This is a genomic window from Archaeoglobus profundus DSM 5631, assembly GCF_000025285.1.
GTDB lineage: Archaea > Halobacteriota > Archaeoglobi > Archaeoglobales > Archaeoglobaceae > Archaeoglobus_B > Archaeoglobus_B profundus.
Genome location: NC_013741.1, coordinates 1,194,264 through 1,211,936, shown reverse-complemented (window position 1 = coordinate 1,211,936; position 17,673 = coordinate 1,194,264). Strand labels below are relative to the sequence as shown.

Genomic DNA, 17,673 nt, shown 5'->3' with positions numbered 1-17,673 from the left:
ATTAAGAATGCTAACAAAAATGTGAAATACCTTTTGGAGAAAAGCTTATTAAAAATCCTTAAAGACGGTGATGGCATGAGGTTCTTCATCATAGGCTTTGGGCAAGCTGGAGGTAAAATACTCGACTTATTCTTAGGAAGAGAAAAGGAGAGCGGATCAAACATCACAATCAAGCCTCTCGCTGTCAATACCGCAAGAACAGATTTAATGGGTTTGAAGTACGTTCCCAAAGAATGCAGGCTCTTGATAGGTCAAACTGTTGTAAAAGGGCATGGAGTCGGAACTGACAATAAGCTGGGTGCAAAGATTGCTCGGGATGAGATAGATACTATTTTGAACGCAATCGACAAGATGGGTACTCATGACATCGATGCTTTCCTGATAATAGCTGGTTTGGGTGGAGGGACTGGAAGCGGTGGTTCGCCAGTTTTAGCAAAGTATCTATCGGAAACTTATTCGGAACCCGTTTATGCCGTTGGCGTTCTGCCAGCACCTGAAGAAGGAAAACTCTACTCCTTAAACGCTGCTAGGAGCATGATATCCCTCCTGAAATACGTTGACAATCTCATACTCGTAGACAACGGAGCTTGGAAGTTTGAAGGAATGAGCTTAAGAGAGAGCTTTGCAAAGATAAATGAGGAGATAGTAAAGAGGTTGGCACTGCTTGCAAGGGCTGGAGAGCCAGTTGAAGAGGAAAGCATAGGTGAGATGGTTGTGGACAGCAGTGAAGTCATAAACACGTTGAGAGGTGGGGGAATATCTTCAATAGGCTATGCAACTACGTTGGTAGAAGAGAAAAAGAGAGGATTTTCGCTCTTCCGCAGGAAGAATGTTGACGAGTTTGCAGAAAACGATAAGGCTACAAAGATTGCTTCACTCGTGAGAAGAGCTGCCTTAGGCAGACTAACTATCCCATGCAACATAAGGAGCGCTGAGAGAGCTTTGGTTCTGGTTGCTGGCCCTCCGGAGCATTTGGATAGAAAGGGTTTAGAGAAGGCAAAGCTCTGGCTTGAGGAGCAGATAGCTGGTGTCGAAGTTAGAGCCGGTGATTATCCGACGAGGAGAACGAAGCATGTCGCAGCTTTGGTCGTCTTAGCTAACGTTACAGATGTTCCGAGAGTCAAGCAGTTGCAGAGGCTTGCGGCTGAGGCGAAGGAGGAGATTGAAAGTGTTGAGAAGGAGAGGATAGAGAAGACTCTTGAGATATTTGATGAGGATATAGAACCTCTGATATGAGGGGTTACTATGTTCAAGAGATTCTTTATTTTCCTAGCCACCTTATTAATCTTTGCTGTGCCGGTTCTCGGAGCGGAGACTCTTACAAAGGATAACTTTGCCGAGCCTGAGATAAAGGTAAACAACAAGACATACGTTCCGAACGAAACTACGCTCGTGCTTAACGAGAATGAATACGTATGGATCTCCTATATCATAGAGCCGAAGACAGATGATGATGCAACGAAAATAGACGAAAGAAATTACGATATCTCAACAGAGTTGTCGGATGCGAGCATGAAGTATAGGATAGTGTTTAAGAATGGTGCGAGCATTTCGAAGAGTGGATTTACGATTTCCGTGCCAGACGCAGACGATCTTGACGGCGTAGATATGATAGAGATAAATCTGACAGGTTACACACCTACAATAGATGTCAGGCTCAAGGAGATCACTGCTCTAAAGATTAGGGTTCAGGATGGAGGATACATACTACCAGCTGTGATAATCTACGTCAAGGATGATGGAAAGTTTACAGCTGATCTTGAGAATGCTAAGAGCAAATACAACGAGTTAAAGGATTTCTTGGCAAATTACATGGGCAAAGCGGATGTGACTACACTTAGGAATTACTTGGACATGGTGGGCGATAACTTAACTCTGGCCGAAGAGAACTTGAATGAGAAAGATTATATCAACGCAAATAAAAGGCTGAGCAACGCAGAATTCTGGCTTGAAAAGGCTGAAGAGGAGAAGGTTGCCGTAGAAGCCAAATACCTCTTCTCCTTAGCAGATAAAAGGATTAAGGACATTGGAGAGAATATAAACAAAATTGATGTCTATATTGAAGAAATCGAAAAGAAAGAACTTGTGAATACGAGTGTCCTAATCGATTACAAGACGAGGTACAGTAGCCTGAAAAGCGTTTTTGATGATATTACCACTGATTTGGCCGTTGCAAATGGATACATAAGTGCTGGAAGCTACGAGGATGCTAAAGCTAAGCTAGAAAACATTTTGTCGAAACTTGATGAGATTGAGAGTGAAGTAAACGGCTTGCTGAGTGAATTGAGTTCTCTTGTAACCGTAATAACGACAACAACTCAAGAGAGCTCAGAAGGATCTCCTCAGATAGAGTTACCAGAGATAGAGTTACCAAAGATTGACTGGAAAATTGTGGGATTCTACGGTGGCATCGTAGCCGGAGCGATAGTTGTGGTTGCTTTGGCAGTAATCGGGTTAAAGAAGTATATGAAGAGGAGAAGGTGGGACGAACTTAAATGAGGTTCGTCGTAGCTTTAACAGGAGCGAGCGGTCAAGTATACGGTTTTAGAATCGTTAAAGAGCTTTCCAAGATAGGGGAAGTTTATACGGTAGTTTCTAGAACGGCAAAAAGAATTGCAAAGCTCGAAGGATTGGATGTTGAAATGCTTAGGGATGTATCCACTAGGTTTTATGAAGAGAACGAGATAACCGCACCGATATCGAGTGGTAGCTTCAAACACGATGGAATGGTTATAGCTCCGTGCAGTGTGAAAACAGCTTCGAGCATAGCTTACGGTATAACTGATAACTTAATAACGAGAAGTGCCGATGTAACTCTGAAGGAGAAGAGAAAACTCATACTTTTGATAAGAGAAACACCTCTTCATTTGGGACATTTGAAGACTCTGACAAGGTTGGCTGAGATGGGAGCTGTAATAATGCCACCCGTCCCTGCATTCTACATAAAGCCAAAGACGATAGATGACTTGATAGACCACACGGTTTGTAGAGTTTTGGATCTCTTGGGATTGGAAGTTGAGTGCAAGAGATGGGAAGGGCTTAACGAAGTTTAATCTTTTTTGAATTCGCAAAGTTCTGCCCATTAGCGAGTTGTACAAAATTTACTCAGGAAAGACGCTCACAGAGCGTAAGACTCTTTCGAAGGAAGGAGCGAATATAGTGGCTCTTTATCTCTTGCATCATAAGAGGTTATCCAGTTGGATCAAAGGCATGAAAATTATCTCAGGAACAATGTCGCTAGTATGGTGTTGATCGATTGGACTCATTAACTTTAAATATTTGTTTTTCGACAAAAGGTCATGATATTTAAGCTCTTCAAGAAGGAAAAAGTCGAGGTTGAAGATTACGAAGAACTGGATTTGAGCGAGTATGAGGCTGAGATTGTAGACGAGGGTGTCACCTACATAAAGGTTGCTGAAGTGACCGGGATAAACGAAATTCCTGAAATAAGAAGGCAGGTTTACAACGGGAACATAGTCATAGCGGACATAGCTTTCATAAAGCACGATAAGTGGGTATACGAGAGAGTCTTGAAGGATCTAAAGCAGTTGGCTCAGGATGTGAAAGGAGATATTGTGGGCTTGGGGGAGGATTACATAATAGTGACGCCCACCGGAATAAAGGTTGATAGGGTTAAGATAAGGGGGAGCAAAAGTTTTGAAAGTCCATAGGTGTAATTTAACCTTATGATACCTTGCCCCGCATGCGGTAGGGAGTTAAAGATAAACACCTTACTTTACGACACACCCTTCTTCGGGAAAGTCCTACTCACCACTATAATCTGTGAATGCGGATTCAAGCATTCTGATGCGATAGTTTCTGAGATAAAGGAGCCTACGAGGTTTACTGTGAAAATCAACAAGAAAACTCTTTACGACAAGGTGATTAGGTCTACATCTGGCACAATAAGAGTTCCGGAGATCGGAGTCGAGATAGAGCCGGGACCAGCTTCTCAAGCCTTCATAACGAACTTGGAAGGAGTTCTCGTGAAGATCAGAGACATTGTAGAGATGGCAAGGAGATGGAATGCCGATGATGAAGAAAAAGTTAGCAGATGTGACGAGATCTTAAAGAGAATAGACGATACGGTTGAAGGTAAGGATGAGCTGACCTTGATCTTGGAGGATCCCTTCGGAAACAGCCTGATTCTTTCCGATAGCGCTTTCAGGGAGAGGATGAAGGAAGAGGAGGCTAAAGCTTTAAAGACGGGAATGACTGTAGTAGATTTGACGGGGTTAAGTGAGGATGAACTCTTCAGACTATGAATATTACGTTGAGAAGAATTTGAGAGGAGAGGATTTGAGCTTTGAGGAAGCTCTTGAGCTTTTTGAACTACCCCTACCTATTCTGGGCAAGTTGGCTGATGAGATAAGGAAGGCGAAATGTGGGGATCTGGTGACATTTGTAATAGGCATAAACATAAACTATACGAACATCTGCATATCGAAGTGCAAGTTCTGTGCCTTCTACGCTAAGGATAACGGCTACGTACTTTCTAAGGATGAGATCTTGAGAAAGGTTGGTATGGCTGTTCAGAGAGGAGCAACTCAAATATTAATGCAGGGAGGAATAAATCCCGACTTGGGAATAGAATGGTTTGAAGATGTTTTTAGGGCTGTGAAGGAAAAGTATCCAAACGTACACATTCACAGTCTTTCAGCGCCTGAGATATACTTCTTAGCCAAGAAGGAGAAAATGAGTATCAGAGAAGTTATTGAAAGGCTGAGAGAAGCTGGATTGGATTCTATACCGGGTGGCGGTGCTGAAATCCTAGTCGATAGAATTAGAAAGAAGATCAGCCCAAACAAGGTTGACAGCGAAGGTTGGTTGAGAGTCATGGAAACTGCACACAGGTTAGGTATGAGAACTACTGCTACTATGATGTTTGGTCATGTGGAGAGCAATGAGGATATAATCGAGCATCTATTTAAAATAAGGGATCTTCAGTCAAGGACTGGAGGATTTACAGCATTTATACCTTGGACATTTCAGCCGGAAAACACTGAACTTTACGAGATAATCAAAGAGCCAGTCCCACCTACGAGATACCTTCAGGTTTTGGCAATATCCCGTATAGTCCTTCACAACTTCAGAAACGTTCAAACGTCTTGGTTGACTCAGGGCTTGGAGATAGCAACTCTAGGTCTTATATTTGGAGCGAACGATTTTGGCGATCTAATGCTTGAGGAGAATGTAATAACCGCAACTGGAAAAGAGTTTAGACCTCTCGAAGTTGAGAGGGTAGTTAGAACTGTAAAATCCATAGGTAGACCTGTCGCTGTAAGGGATACTTACTACAGAATTCTGAAGCGCTTATGAGAGAGTTTACACCAATTCATGCGAGAATTCTCATAGGTGTGGGCATAAAGTCCCTAGGATACCTTATCATCGCATCTGGAATATTTCTTTCTCTAAAGGATAAGAGCCTTGCACTTAAAGTCGTTTACATAGGAGTCTGCTTTGTCGTCTTTGGATGGTTTCTTGTTCTCAGAGCTTTGAAGCTCGCTAGCTTTCTCAAATTTAGAAAGTCGGAAAGATTTGATAGAAATTTCAAAATTTCTGCACACGTCTCTGGAGGCCTTTTCGGCATTAAAGAGGGTGACAGTGCGGAAATTGTGGGTGTAGTTAGGGAGAGAATTGGGAGGAGATGGATTCCTGCAAAGGGTAGCGTTGTCCTCTTGATGAACGGGGTTGTTTTTGGCAGATGCAGCTTGAAGGATGGCAAGTTTTCTTTTAAGCTCCCGAACTTGAGGCGAGGTAACTACGATGTGCACGTAAGACATGTTGAAGGATGCGAGGAGAAGAGACTGAAGCTGAACGTTATGAGTTTTGATGAGTGGAAGAGATGTGTTATGACAGTTGTGATTGCTGTTTTCTTACTGTTCATGTTCGTAGTATTGTCTACAATCCCTTTGTTGATTAGGTTATAATGGGTAGCCAAGAAAAGCTGTTCTGTTTAGTCACTTTGACGAATTTTGAGCTTATAGTCTTCAAATCAACCGCCCGTTTGTTCAAACGCTATCCTATAGCTGTCGTAGTTGTTGCTATGGGTTTTAGAGAGGAGAAAAGCCTTACAGAAGTTGACTGAGATGTGATCTGGTAGGGATCTTAAAGTATATAAGTAGGTTGGTGGCTCGACACTGAGTGACTCAATTACGGTCTACGTTAGGGGGTGATTTAAATTAGGGTCTTAGACAAGCAGGATATTGAGGATCTTGCATTAGGTGCCACAGTCCTGGGAACTGGCGGTGGTGGAGATCCATACATCGGAAAACTCGCAGCTTTGCAGGCTTTAGAAGAGGGCTACGAGATATGCGTCATTGATCCAAAAGACGTGCCAAACGATGCTCTGGTAATCCCCTCAGCCGGAATGGGCGCTCCAACAGTCATTATCGAGAAGATACCAAAAGGAACAGAGATTATAAACGCCTTTAAGACTTTGAGCGATTACTTTGGGTAGGAAGTCTATGCCACACTGCCGATTGAGGCTGGGGGGTTGAACTCAACAACTCCACTTGCAGTGGGTGCAAGAATGGGCATTCCAATCGTCGACGCGGATGGCATGGGGAGGGCTTTTCCGGAGCTTCAGATGACGACATTCCATATTTATGGAATTTCGGCAACTCCAATGGCTTTGGCTGATGAAAGGGACAATGTAGTTCTACTGAAAGCGGCAAACAACTACTGGGCAGAATGGATTGCGAGAACGATAACAGTGCAGTTTGGAGGAACTGCATGGATTGCAATCTATCCAATGACCGGAAAACAGCTGAAGGAAGCTGCAATCCTCAACACAATAACTCTGGCTGAAGAAATAGGAAGAGCGATAAGAGAAAGCAGAGAAAGAAAGGTAAATCCAGTCGATGCGATTCTGGATGTAACAAACGGATTTGAGCTCTTCAAAGGAAAGATAGTAGATGTTGTTAGAAGGACTACTGGCGGTTTTGCAAGAGGAGAGGCAATTCTTGAGGGTATTGACGAATACAGTGGGCAAAAACTTGAGATACACTTCCAGAATGAAAATCTTGTTGCTATTCGTGATGGTGAAGTCATAGCGAGTGTTCCGGACTTAATAACAGTTCTTGACGTAACGACTGGAGAGCCGATAACTACTGAAGGTCTGAAGTACGGATATAGATGTGTGGTAATAGGGATACCCTGTAGTGAGAAGTGGAGAACGCCCAAAGGTCTGGAAGTGGCTGGTCCTCGCTATTTTGGTTACGATATCGATTATGTCCCGATAGAAAAGAGAATGGAGGGTAAATAATGTTGAGGATTGGTATTGATGTCGGAGGTACCAACACCGACGGCGTAATCTTGGATGAAAAGAACAACGTAATAGCCAAGGCAAAAACTCCAACGACTGAAGATGTAACTACTGGAATAGTAAACGCCATAGATGCTGTCCTGAAAAAGAGCGGCGTTGATCCCGCTGAGATAAAATATGCGATGCTCGGAACGACTCACGCAACAAACGCAATAGTTGAGAGAAAGAACCTCGCAAAAATAGCTGTCATCAGAATAGGTAAACCAGCAACTTTAGCCATAAAACCGCTGACCTCATGGCCTGCAGATTTGGTTGAAAAGGTTGGAAACAACATATACATCGTTCAGGGAGGACACGAATTCGACGGAAGAGAGATAGCACCTCTGGATGAAGAGGAGATAAGAAGGATTGGTAAGGAGCTGAAGGAGAAAAACGTTGAAGCAATTGCGATTTCGTCAGTTTTCTCTCTCGTAAATCCGGAGCATGAGAAAAGAGCGGCTGAAATTCTAAGAGAGATTTTGGGAGATAATATTCCAATAACGCTATCCCATGAAATAGGTAGTCTGGGTTTGCTTGAAAGAGAGAATGCTGCGGCTTTGAATGCCGCGGTTACAAAGGTTATCAAAACAGCTGTAGGTGCATTTAAAGCAGCTTTAGCCGAGAAAAACATTGATGCTCAGCTGTATCTGACCCAGAACGATGGAACTTTAATGACTGCAGAGTATGCACTTAAATATCCAGTTCTGACAATAGCCTCAGGGCCGACAAACAGTCTGAGAGGAGCAGCTTTCCTATCCAACGAGAAGAATGCGATCGTTGTGGATGTTGGAGGAACGACAACTGATATTGGTATCCTTGTAAACGGATTCCCGAGAGAGTCTTCGGTTGCGGTTGAGATTGGAGGGGTTAGAACGAATTTCAGAATGCCAGACATTATATCTATAGGACTCGGTGGAGGCAGCTTGGTCAGAGAGGAGAACGGAGAAATAAAAGTAGGTCCGGAGAGCGTTGGATTCAGAATCGTCAATGAAGCGCTTGTATTCGGAGGAAATACGCTAACAGCCACGGATATTGCGGTTGCATCTGGAAGATGTAGCATAGGAGACCCATCGAGAGTGAAGAACTTGGATAGAAACCTCGTAGCCAAGGCAACGGAGAAGATCAAGAGCATGGTTGAAGAGGCTATAGAGAAGATCAAAACCAGTCCAGAACCAATGCCAGTGATACTCGTCGGAGGAGGAAGTATCTTAGTCCCAGACGAGTTGAAAGGAGCATCCAAAGTTATAAGACCTCCAAACTACGATGTTGCCAACGCAATCGGAGCTGCAATAGCTCAGGTTAGCGGAGAAGTGGACAGAGTGTTCTCTTTAGATCAGATAAGAAGAGAGAAGGCTATTGAAGAGGCAAAGAGAATGGCTGTCGAGGAAGCCATAAAGGCCGGAGCAAATCCAGACACGGTCGAAATCGTCAACTTTGAAGAGATTCCATTAGCTTATTTGCCAGGAAACGCAACAAGAATTAGAGTAAAAGCGGCCGGATATCTCTCTAAATAAAATTTTTTTTATTGGGTGATTTTCGTGAAAGAAGATGGGATAATCGAAAAACACGCTATTGACGCAATACCTCTAGAGGAGAGGCAGCCATGGTATAGCATAGCAATGATTTGGATTGGAGTTATGATCTGCATACCAGCACTGATGATTGGTGGCGCACTTGTTAGTGGTTTGCCGTTGAAAGAGGGGATACTGGCTGGAGTGGCCGGCTATACGATAATCATCTTAATCATGACCTTCACGGGAATGCAGGGTGCAGACCTCGGAAGACCTGCAGCAGTGATATCAAGATCGGCCTTTGGTGTTGCAGGTTCGAGAGTAATAATATCACTTATCCTCGCTGTCGGAACTATAGGCTGGTTTGGAGTTCAAGCAAACGTTGCTGGATTAGCTTTCTCGAGCATAATGAAAACATGGGTTGGTGCAGATATTCCAGTGTGGATATCATCACTTGTTTGGGGATTAATAATGCTCACGACCGCTGTAATAGGATACAAAGCTCTGGAATACCTGAACTATATTGCAGTCCCGGCACTTTTAATTCTCTCACTCTACGGAACCTACGTCTCAATACAGAAGTTTGGGCTTGAGACTCTGGTGTCGCATTCACCCCCTTCTCCATTCCCATTTATCCAAGGAGTTGCTCTTACAGTCGGATCATTTGCAGTCGGTGCTACAATAGCTGCCGACTATTCAAGATACGCTAAAAATAGAAGAGATGCGGTTTTGTCGTCAGTAGTAGGTGTATGGCCCGCTGGAGTTGGTATGCTCGCCATGGGAGCCATAATGTCCGTCGTTGCCGGAACATACGACATCACGGAAGTGCTATCAACACTCGGTCTCTCAGGAATAGCACTTGTGATTCTAATCCTTGCCACATGGACGACCAACACAATAAATGCATATTCTGGTGGTTTAGCATTGGCAAACATGTTCAATCTCCCAGGAGAGAAAAGAGCACTTGCAACAGTCATTGCCGGTGTTATAGGTACGGTGCTCGCCGTTGGCGGAATACTCGACCACTTCATCGACTGGTTGAGTCTGCTAACCTCAACTATACCACCACTCGCTGGAGTTTTAATAGCGGATTACTGGATACTTAGAAGCGGAAAGCCGGAGAAATGGGAGGAATATCCGGGTGTTAACTGGATAGGTGTGGTTGCATGGATAGCCGGATCTGCAGTAGGTCTATTGCTGAAGATGGGAATTGCACCGATAAATGGCATAGTAACGGCGATGGTTGTGTATTTGGTGTTGTGGAAATTAATTAAAAGAGAGTAAGGAGGTGAAAAAATGGTAAAGACCATAAAAATAGTTGATCTCGTTCCCATAATTTACACAGAAGGGATTCAAAGCGCAATAGATGATCGCAAAAATTTGGGGAGAAAGCTAAAGGAGGAAACAAACGGGCTTGTTGAGCTGGAAGTCGTGACTATAGAAAAGGGAACGGCATCCATAGAAGGAGCATACGATGAAGCACTAAACACACCCTATATTCTGGAGAAGATTAAATGGGCTGAAGATAACGGCTACGATGCCGTTGTTCTTGACTGCTTTGGAGACCCGGGGCTTGATGCAGGGAGAGAACTTGTAAAAATCCCCGTCGTTGGTGCAAATCAAGCTTCGATTCATCTGGCATCGCAGATAGCTGGTAGATTCTCAATAATTAATATTTTACCAGAAACAGAGACGCTGATAAGAGGGCTCGTAACTAAATATGGCCTCATCCAAAATCTGGCTTCGATAAGGACGATAAACGTGCCTGTGCTTGAGCTCGAAAAGAATCCCGAGCTAACGATTCGAAGAATGATAGAGGCAGCTGAGAAAGCCGTCGTTGAAGACAGAGCCTATGCAATAGTGCTCGGATGCACGGGGATGTCTCCGATTGCTGATGCAATGGAGAAAGCGTTGAAAGAGAAGGGAATAAATGTTCCAGTCATAGAACCGCTTAGAGCCGCAATTCATACGGCAATAATGCTCGTATTGATGGGAATAAGCCATAGCAAAGAAGCATACAGACCTCCGAGAGAGAAGTACAGACTGCTCTGATTTTATTTTTCTTTTTTGCTCTCCTCAATGCCCAATCCCTTTTTGATGTTCTTCACGATCAATCTCGGGCCATCTACTTCAAAACCGCCTTTAAGTGGCAATTCCTTCAGGAAGAGGTAAGAGTCCAAATCAATATACGAAAATTCGCCAGTTCCGCATGCTAGGTGAACGCTCGGAGCTAAACCGATGTTCGATTCCACCATGCAACCTATCATGAGTTCCAACCCAGAAGCTTTCGCTACAGCTATGATGTCAAGCGCCTCCAGCACGCCACCGCACTTTGCGAGCTTGATGTTTATAACGTCAACAACCCTTTCTCTGGCAACGTTAAACGCATCTGTTGCCGTAAAGACGGTTTCATCCGCCGCCACCGGGACGGGCGAGTGATCCGTAACGAACTTCAAACCTTGAATGTCCTTCCAGTAAACTGGTTGTTCGAACAGCGTGATGTTAACATCTTTGCTGTAAAGCTTGTTTATGAACCTTACAGCCTCTTTCGGAGTGTATCCCTGATTAGCATCCACCCTGATCTCGCAATCCGGAACTGCTTCGCTTACAGCCAAAACCCTCTTCAAATCCTCATCGAAATCCTTCCCGACTTTGAGCTTGAATATGTGGTATCCTTTCTCGAAATAACTCAAAGCAGTCTCAGTAGCTTTTTCGGGTGTTGTTATAGATAGCGTAACATCGGACTCGATCTCATAGCTCGCACCACCCAAGAACTTGTAAAGCGGAACGCCTATGTAGTTGGTGTAGGCGTCGAGAATTGCATTTTCCAAACCTGCAAAAGTACCCGGATGAAACTTAATTATGCTTCTTAATTTTTTAATCAGGTATCTGTATCTCTCTATGGACTCCCCCACGAGAGCTGGAGATATGTACTTCACAATATCTATGGCGGTAGATTGAATATCTCCAGTGATTATCCCGGAAGATGAGACTTCACCATAACCTACGGTCCCGTCCTCCAGCTGGACTTTGATTAAAACGTTCTCGGCGAAGCTGAACTTTCCTATTGCTATTTCGAAAGGCTCCACAAGGGGTATATTGAGCGGGATAACCTCTACGGATTTTATCCTCATTTTTGATCACTTTCTCATCAGTAATTTGGAATCTTCGCCAATACAATTGCTTAAAATAGTTTTTGGAATCTTTTCTCTTCAACAACAACTTTTCCAATCGTTCTTGTCATCTTCTCTCTTTTCTATAGAAAGATGTTCATGCCCCTGACTTGAACTCTTCTCGGACAGTATCTAACTGCTGATTCGTAGTCGGCAAAAGTCGGGGTTCTAACATTTTTTATTCCTACGTATGTGTTCTTCCTTTGCCTGTAAATTGTTAAAATAAATTATATGTTAAAATAATTTGAGTAATCTTGGGTAATTCGGTAATTCTCCTCTGTAGTCTTTAAAACATTTTGTCTTTTCAAATGAATGTGGCTTTACGAACAGTATCAACTAAGTCAGTATTTGTTTCAATTGGTGTAATAATACTCTTTGTCATTTGGTCTTTCTCTTCGTTTTAATCCATTTAACGATTTCGAGCAAGATTGCAATTGGTAAGCTGAAAAAGAATGTTAATCCAAAAAAATAAATTAAAGTTATTGAACTAAGTTTTGCTGTTGTAAACTTTTCAAGTGCTCCGACAACGCTGAATGTAACCCAACCGACCAATCCTATAAAAAATAAAATGATACCCCAGAATATTGGTCCCATTTAACTTCGATAGTTTTTACGAATTCTCCAATTACTGTACCATAGGAATCTGCAACTCTTATCTCAACTTTGTATGTGCCTGGTTTATCAACAAACAGTAGAGAGAAGTCGGCGGAGTATGTTTTTGTTTCGCCAGGATTCATTGGAGTTTTATATTGCTCTGCAACCATTGAAAGTGGTGTTTTATCATCTACTTTTAGTTCGATGTAGTACACATACGCGGGAGTATCTCCAATATTTTTAAGTGTTAATTCCACTCGCTTAAACTTGTATCCAATAAGTTCATTGTATTCAAAACTAAATTTATAATCGACGAGCTGAACCTTTGATCCTACTAATTCAATTTCTTTTTCTTCGAGAGTTTTTGCACCATACTCAAGTTTTAGGTAATATGTTCCAGGCTTGGTATTAGCCCCTGGCAATCCAAAGTACAAAATCGCTGGAATATCCTTTTCGCTTTCAATCACCTTCATATCTATTGTTCTTCGATCGGGGCCCAATAGGTATACTGTTATTGGATATTCATTAGTCTCAATATTGACTTTTATCGCTGGCCGTCCATCGAAATCTGTAATTTCATATCCTTTTATGGTAGCTTTCACCTCTTCGCTAATACACCCCAGAACTAGAACTCCAGCTACACATATTAAAACTTAGGTACACAAATTTCTTCGTCATAAGTTTACCCCCTTAAATGTTGTTGACAATTTATTTGCAAGATTTTCAATTCATAAATCTTTCCAAAATACGATGTAAGTACTTCGACTCAAATTTGATTTTTCTTATTTTTTAAGCTTGTACAACCTACTTGTGCTAAGCTAAGAATGAATTTGCTAAGAATGAATTTTATGTTATTATAAAGATATTTTTCATTTTTAATACTTTAAATTTGGAGATTCCAGTAAAATCGATAAAAATCTCCTTGAGAGAGCAAAGGAATTAGGGATTAATATTAACTCAATTCTCGAAGAAAAACTTAGAGAAATTCTAAGAACATGCGGGGGGAGGGATTTGAACCCTCGAACCCCTACGGGACGGGACCCTGAATCCCGCGCCTTTGACCTGACTCGGCAACCCCCGCTCGTGATGAATTAATCGAAAAGTGATAAAAATTTTACTAATAAGTCTCTCTAAGCTTTAACCTGCTCTTAACTTCTTCAACAGCTGACTTTAGATCATTCTGGGTTATTTCCTTCCTTTCCTCAAGCAAAGCTTTTAACACAGCTTCCCTTACAACTAGTCTCAGCTCCGCTCCGGTAAATCCTTCAGTGATCTTAACTATCTCATCTATGTCGTAGCTCCCCGGCACCTTAGCGAGTATTATCTCGAGTATCCTCCTCCTTAAACTTTCTGAAGGCTCTGGAAATTCAATAACTTTATCGAATCTCCTCCACACTGCCGGATCGAGCAGACTTGGATGGTTGGTTGCAGCTATGAGTATTACACCGTCCTCAACGAGATTAATCTCATCTATGGACTTGAGAAGCGTATTAACTGCCCTCTTTACAGCTGCATGTTCATCGCTCGTTCTGGTCTTTGCAACGTAGTCGAACTCATCTATGAAGAGTATGCAAGGACTTAGTATCTTTGCAAGTTCGAAAACCTTCTCTATGTTTTTCGAAGTTTCACCTAGGTATTGGGACGTTATCATTGAGAGCTTAACTTCCACGAGAGGTAATCCGAGCTTTCTACTCAACGCTCTCGCTGTGGTAGTCTTTCCAGTCCCGGGAGGCCCTATGAAGAGTAGCTTTCCTACATCCGTCAAACCTATCTCCCTTAAGAATTCCCTCTCTTCAAGAGCAATCTCAATCTTTCTAATCTCTTCAATTTGATCATCGGTTAAAGCAATGTCTGAGAAGTCAACTCTTATGTCTTCTGGCGAATACACCCTAACCAAACTAAGCATTTCCGACGTTTCCTTGTTCTTTTCAAGCTCTGCTAGAACACACATCAGCCACTCCTTATCGCTACACTTGGGAGCGTTCATCTTCTTAGCTCTCTCATACGAAACGTTCAAAGAGTCGTAGTTCTGGTAGTAGTATGCGAGTATGGGATTTCTTTCTATCCTGTCTAAGGCTCTTTGAGCAAACCACTTGACGGCAAGCTCAAAGGATGTCAACTTTATCTGCCTGGTTATTGCGTTGTAGTCAACGAATGGTAAGTTCTTCAAAGCAGAATCCACGTCTTTAACAACTTTCTTGGCAGTATCGTACTTAACTACAAGTGGTCTCGTTAGGCCATTTTTTCCGTAGAAAGCCTTTCTTAACTCTTTGGGTATATCGTCCTCAGTAAGCTCTTCAAACCTGTTGTATATCTCCGCTGTCAAGAGTAGCTCGACAAGTTTAACCGACTCCATGCAACTGAACCAATCTATGACATTTATTTTAAACCTTTTGCTTGAAGTACGACTCAAGGAAGACAATGTGTTCAAAAGTATTTAAACATTTGTATATATTATGTTGCAAGAGACAATCAAAAGTTTGAAATATCCTTAATGACATCCTTGCTTTGCGAATTACAAAAAGATGATCATATGTATAAAGTGTAGCTCCGCCAACCGACCCGATATCATGCTTATCAATCGGGCGTGAGGGGCGGAGCACTAACGTAATATCGGAGTGTGTGTATATAACTGTAGCGGGTGGTAAGGTATGGCGAAGAGTGAGAATGGTAAGGTAATAGATTTGGAGGACTTGCCCGGAGTAGGATCTGCCATAGCTGAGAAGCTTAGGGAAGCTGGATATGACAGTATAGAGCTCATTGCAGTAAGCTCACCTGCTGAATTGAGTGCTGTTGCAGATATTGGTGAGGCTACAGCTCTCAAGATCATAACCGCTGCGAGAAAGATGGCCAACCTAGGAGGCTTTGAGAGTGGTGAAGTCATATTCCAGAGAAGACAAGAAATAGGTAAGATTACGACTGGAAGTAATGCTTTAGACAATCTACTGGGCGGAGGAGTTGAAACTCAGGCTATAACTGAGTTCTTTGGAGAGTTCGGGAGTGGAAAGTGTTTTGCAAGGGATACGAAGGTTCTCTACGTAAACGACGAAATATATCATATAGAAAGTATAGAAGAGATGTATTCAAAATATTCCAAGATTAACGGTGAGTTCAGATTAGACGAAGGTTTTGCAGTTCCGCTCAAAAACGTCTTCGTTTGGACATTCGACGGTGAATTGAGAAAGGTCAGAGCGGAGTTCATATACAAGGAATTCGCACCAAAACTCGTAAAGATCAAGCTTTCGAAAGGTTTGAGTGTAAAGGTAACACCAAACCACCCCGTTCTGGTTTTCAGAGACGGTTTAAAGTGGATTAAAGCATGTGAGTTGAGGGTAGGAGATATAGTAGTCGGAGTTAGGAGAATACCCACCAACAACGGTAGTGACATAGACGAAGATGATGCCTACTTCATGGGAATCTTTACCGCTGAAGGTTCATTTAACCCCCTTTCGATTTCTACAACCTCAAAGGATTTGGTTGATTTCGTTGTGGATTACATCAAGAAAAAGGATAACTACACTCCTAAGGTTAGGGAAGACAGAAGGAGAGAAAGAACGGTTTATACGATTTTACTTAGAAAAGTTACAGCGGAAAGGTTGAATCTGAAGGAGTGCAAGGCTAAGAACAAGAGAATTCCAGAGATAATCTTCAACTCAGACGAGGATTGCATAAAGTCGTTCTTAGCTGGTTACATCGACGGAGATGGATACGTAGGTAACGTCGTTGAGTTATCAACGGTAAGTAAGGAGTTGGCGGACGATCTTATAGCACTCCTTAAGTTTATCGGAATCTCGGCAAAGGTTTCGGAGAACGGTAAACTTAGAATTTACATAACGGGTGAGGACAGAGCTAAGATGAAGGAAGTTCTAAGGTTTGCAAAACTGAAGAGAGAAAAATCGCTTAAGGCTGATGGCGTTGGAAGGTATCCGCCAGAGATTGCAAAGGTCTTAAGAGAGTTGTATAGGAATTGCGTTGAATTGCCTAAGACCGAGATGAATTTAGATAACAAGCAAGCATACCACCTTCTGACGAGAGATTTGAACGTTTGGTTTACGGAAAGAACTTTAAGTGAAATAGAGGAGTTGTTCTTAACTTCCCTAAAGATGCTTGAAGAGGCTGAAAGGAATGTAAAAGCTGGAAGAAAGGTAAAGCTACCTTTTTCATGGACGGTGTTGAGAAACTACGGATTCAAGGACACTCAAATTAAGAATTACAGATTCAGAGGGCTCCCCAAGAACGAAGACGTTAAAAAAGCTCTGTTGACGGAAATCGAAAAAAGGAAGGAGATTGCAAGGAAAGCTTTAAGGTTAATCGAAACGTGCAAGTCTTTGAGTTTCTACACCGTTGAAGATGTTGAGATCGTGGATTACAACGATTACGTTTACGATCTCGTAGTCCCAGAAACACACAACTTCATAGCGCCTAACGGCTTAATACTACACAACACGCAAATATGTCATCAGTTGGCTGTAAACGTGCAGTTGCCAAGAGACAAAGGTGGCTTAGAAGGTTCGGTAATAGTGATAGACACCGAAAAGACTTTCAGGCCAGAAAGAATAATTCAGATGGCTGAAGCTAAGGGGTTGGATGGAAAGGAGGTTTTGAAGAACATATACGTTGCTCACGCTTACAACTCCAATCACCAGATGCTCTTGGTTGACAACGCTAAAGAGTTAGCTAAGAAACTTGCAAAGGAAGGAAAACCACCTGTAAGACTGCTCATAGTTGATTCTCTAACTTCCCATTTCAGAGCGGAATACGTTGGAAGGGGAGCTTTGGCTGACAGACAGCAGAAGTTGAATAGGCATCTTCACGACCTTATGAGATTCGGAGAGATATTCAATGCCGCTGTAGTCGTGACAAATCAGGTTATGGCTAAACCAGATACGTTCTATGGAGATCCAACAAGGCCCATAGGTGGTCATATAGTGGCTCATACGGCAACTTACAGAGTATACCTCAGAAAGGGTAAAGGTGATCTGAGAGTCGCAAGATTAATAGACTCACCGCATTTGCCAGAGGCGGAAGTCGTTTTCAAGATAACTGAGAAAGGAATAGAGGACAAGTAAACATCCTATTTTTTCTTTTC

15 protein-coding genes, 1 tRNA gene and 1 pseudogene are annotated in these 17,673 nt (G+C 42.5%); 13 read left to right on the top strand and 4 right to left on the bottom strand.

Annotated features, from left to right (window positions below; all coding sequences use genetic code 11):
* The first annotated feature begins 75 nt into the window (after window positions 1–75).
* The 12 genes and pseudogenes from ARCPR_RS07105 to ARCPR_RS07055 all read left to right on the top strand — a co-directional run bounded on the left by ARCPR_RS07105 (window position 76) and on the right by ARCPR_RS07055 (window position 10,869).
* Window positions 76–1,236: a tubulin/FtsZ family protein gene (locus tag ARCPR_RS07105; RefSeq protein ID WP_012940802.1), complete on the top strand. Its 1,161-nt coding sequence runs from the start codon at window positions 76–78 to the stop codon at window positions 1,234–1,236.
* A 9-nt stretch (window positions 1,237–1,245) separates the two neighbouring features.
* A complete protein-coding gene (locus ARCPR_RS07100) occupies window positions 1,246–2,499 on the top strand; it encodes a hypothetical protein (RefSeq protein ID WP_012940801.1) in 1,254 nt (417 codons plus the stop codon).
* A complete protein-coding gene (locus ARCPR_RS07095; RefSeq protein WP_012940800.1) occupies window positions 2,496–3,053 on the top strand; it encodes a UbiX family flavin prenyltransferase in 558 nt (185 codons plus the stop codon). The genes ARCPR_RS07100 and ARCPR_RS07095 overlap by 4 nt, the downstream gene beginning before the upstream one ends.
* A 246-nt stretch (window positions 3,054–3,299) precedes the next feature.
* Window positions 3,300–3,671: a cell division protein SepF gene (locus ARCPR_RS07090; RefSeq protein ID WP_012940799.1), complete on the top strand. Its 372-nt coding sequence runs from the start codon at window positions 3,300–3,302 to the stop codon at window positions 3,669–3,671.
* A 15-nt stretch (window positions 3,672–3,686) separates the two neighbouring features.
* Window positions 3,687–4,265: a ZPR1 zinc finger domain-containing protein gene (locus ARCPR_RS07085; protein WP_012940798.1), complete on the top strand. Its 579-nt coding sequence runs from the start codon at window positions 3,687–3,689 to the stop codon at window positions 4,263–4,265.
* Window positions 4,246–5,319 carry a cyclic dehypoxanthinyl futalosine synthase gene (gene mqnC / locus ARCPR_RS07080; RefSeq protein WP_012940797.1) on the top strand — a complete coding sequence of 358 codons (1,074 nt, stop codon included), beginning with the start codon at window positions 4,246–4,248 and terminating at the stop codon, window positions 5,317–5,319. Before ARCPR_RS07085 ends, mqnC begins: the two co-directional genes overlap by 20 nt.
* The gene (locus tag ARCPR_RS07075) at window positions 5,316–5,930 is read left to right on the top strand and encodes a hypothetical protein (protein WP_012940796.1); all 615 of its coding nucleotides are present in this window, start codon (window positions 5,316–5,318) and stop codon (window positions 5,928–5,930) included. The genes mqnC and ARCPR_RS07075 overlap by 4 nt, the downstream gene beginning before the upstream one ends.
* Window positions 5,930–6,088: a hypothetical protein gene (locus ARCPR_RS09800; protein ID WP_012940795.1), complete on the top strand. Its 159-nt coding sequence runs from the start codon at window positions 5,930–5,932 to the stop codon at window positions 6,086–6,088. The genes ARCPR_RS07075 and ARCPR_RS09800 overlap by 1 nt, the downstream gene beginning before the upstream one ends.
* Before the next feature lie 93 nt (window positions 6,089–6,181).
* Window positions 6,182–7,267: pseudogene (locus tag ARCPR_RS10220) on the top strand (DUF917 domain-containing protein).
* Window positions 7,267–8,820: a hydantoinase/oxoprolinase N-terminal domain-containing protein gene (locus ARCPR_RS07065; RefSeq protein ID WP_012940794.1), complete on the top strand. Its 1,554-nt coding sequence runs from the start codon at window positions 7,267–7,269 to the stop codon at window positions 8,818–8,820. The pseudogene ARCPR_RS10220 and the gene ARCPR_RS07065 overlap by 1 nt, the downstream one beginning before the upstream one ends.
* A 24-nt stretch (window positions 8,821–8,844) precedes the next feature.
* Entirely contained in the window at window positions 8,845–10,101 is a 1,257-nt protein-coding gene (locus ARCPR_RS07060) for a cytosine permease (protein ID WP_012940793.1), read from the top strand.
* A gap of 12 nt (window positions 10,102–10,113) precedes the next feature.
* Entirely contained in the window at window positions 10,114–10,869 is a 756-nt protein-coding gene (locus ARCPR_RS07055; RefSeq protein WP_012940792.1) for an aspartate/glutamate racemase family protein, read from the top strand.
* Window positions 10,870–10,871: 2 nt separating this feature from the next.
* Here ARCPR_RS07055 and ARCPR_RS07050 read toward each other — a convergent pair whose 3' ends face one another.
* From ARCPR_RS07050 to ARCPR_RS07035, 4 genes are all read right to left on the bottom strand, one after another.
* A complete protein-coding gene (locus ARCPR_RS07050) occupies window positions 10,872–11,951 on the bottom strand; it encodes a mandelate racemase/muconate lactonizing enzyme family protein (RefSeq protein ID WP_012940791.1) in 1,080 nt (359 codons plus the stop codon).
* A 593-nt stretch (window positions 11,952–12,544) separates the two neighbouring features.
* Window positions 12,545–13,186 (bottom strand): hypothetical protein, encoded by a 642-nt coding sequence (locus tag ARCPR_RS07045; RefSeq protein ID WP_012940789.1) that lies wholly within the window; start codon window positions 13,184–13,186, stop codon window positions 12,545–12,547.
* Between the two features lie 394 nt (window positions 13,187–13,580).
* Window positions 13,581–13,665 (bottom strand) — tRNA-Leu (locus tag ARCPR_RS07040).
* A gap of 36 nt (window positions 13,666–13,701) precedes the next feature.
* On the bottom strand, window positions 13,702–14,940 hold the full coding sequence (locus tag ARCPR_RS07035) for an ATP-binding protein (protein WP_012940788.1): 1,239 nt from the start codon (window positions 14,938–14,940) through the stop codon (window positions 13,702–13,704).
* 295 nt (window positions 14,941–15,235) lie between these two features.
* On the opposite strand from ARCPR_RS07035, the gene radA reads away from it, so the two are divergent.
* Entirely contained in the window at window positions 15,236–17,653 is a 2,418-nt protein-coding gene (gene radA, locus ARCPR_RS07030) for a DNA repair and recombination protein RadA (protein WP_012940787.1), read from the top strand.
* Window positions 17,654–17,673: the final 20 nt, after the last annotated feature.

What these genes read in the sequence shown, in the direction of transcription:
- ARCPR_RS07075 (WP_012940796.1), top strand. Translation starts at nt 5,316, where the DNA reads ATGAGAGAGTTTACACCAATTCATGCGAGAATTCTCATAGGTGTGGGC.
- ARCPR_RS07105 (WP_012940802.1), top strand. Translation starts at nt 76, where the DNA reads ATGAGGTTCTTCATCATAGGCTTTGGGCAAGCTGGAGGTAAAATACTC.
- ARCPR_RS07055 (WP_012940792.1), top strand. Translation starts at nt 10,114, where the DNA reads ATGGTAAAGACCATAAAAATAGTTGATCTCGTTCCCATAATTTACACA.
- mqnC (WP_012940797.1), top strand. Translation starts at nt 4,246, where the DNA reads ATGAACTCTTCAGACTATGAATATTACGTTGAGAAGAATTTGAGAGGA.
- ARCPR_RS07095 (WP_012940800.1), top strand. Translation starts at nt 2,496, where the DNA reads ATGAGGTTCGTCGTAGCTTTAACAGGAGCGAGCGGTCAAGTATACGGT.
- ARCPR_RS07050 (WP_012940791.1), bottom strand. Translation starts at nt 11,951, where the DNA reads ATGAGGATAAAATCCGTAGAGGTTATCCCGCTCAATATACCCCTTGTG.
- ARCPR_RS07090 (WP_012940799.1), top strand. Translation starts at nt 3,300, where the DNA reads ATGATATTTAAGCTCTTCAAGAAGGAAAAAGTCGAGGTTGAAGATTAC.
- ARCPR_RS07035 (WP_012940788.1), bottom strand. Translation starts at nt 14,940, where the DNA reads ATGGAGTCGGTTAAACTTGTCGAGCTACTCTTGACAGCGGAGATATAC.
- radA (WP_012940787.1), top strand. Translation starts at nt 15,236, where the DNA reads ATGGCGAAGAGTGAGAATGGTAAGGTAATAGATTTGGAGGACTTGCCC.
- ARCPR_RS09800 (WP_012940795.1), top strand. Translation starts at nt 5,930, where the DNA reads ATGGGTAGCCAAGAAAAGCTGTTCTGTTTAGTCACTTTGACGAATTTT.
- ARCPR_RS07100 (WP_012940801.1), top strand. Translation starts at nt 1,246, where the DNA reads ATGTTCAAGAGATTCTTTATTTTCCTAGCCACCTTATTAATCTTTGCT.
- ARCPR_RS07065 (WP_012940794.1), top strand. Translation starts at nt 7,267, where the DNA reads ATGTTGAGGATTGGTATTGATGTCGGAGGTACCAACACCGACGGCGTA.
- ARCPR_RS07085 (WP_012940798.1), top strand. Translation starts at nt 3,687, where the DNA reads ATGATACCTTGCCCCGCATGCGGTAGGGAGTTAAAGATAAACACCTTA.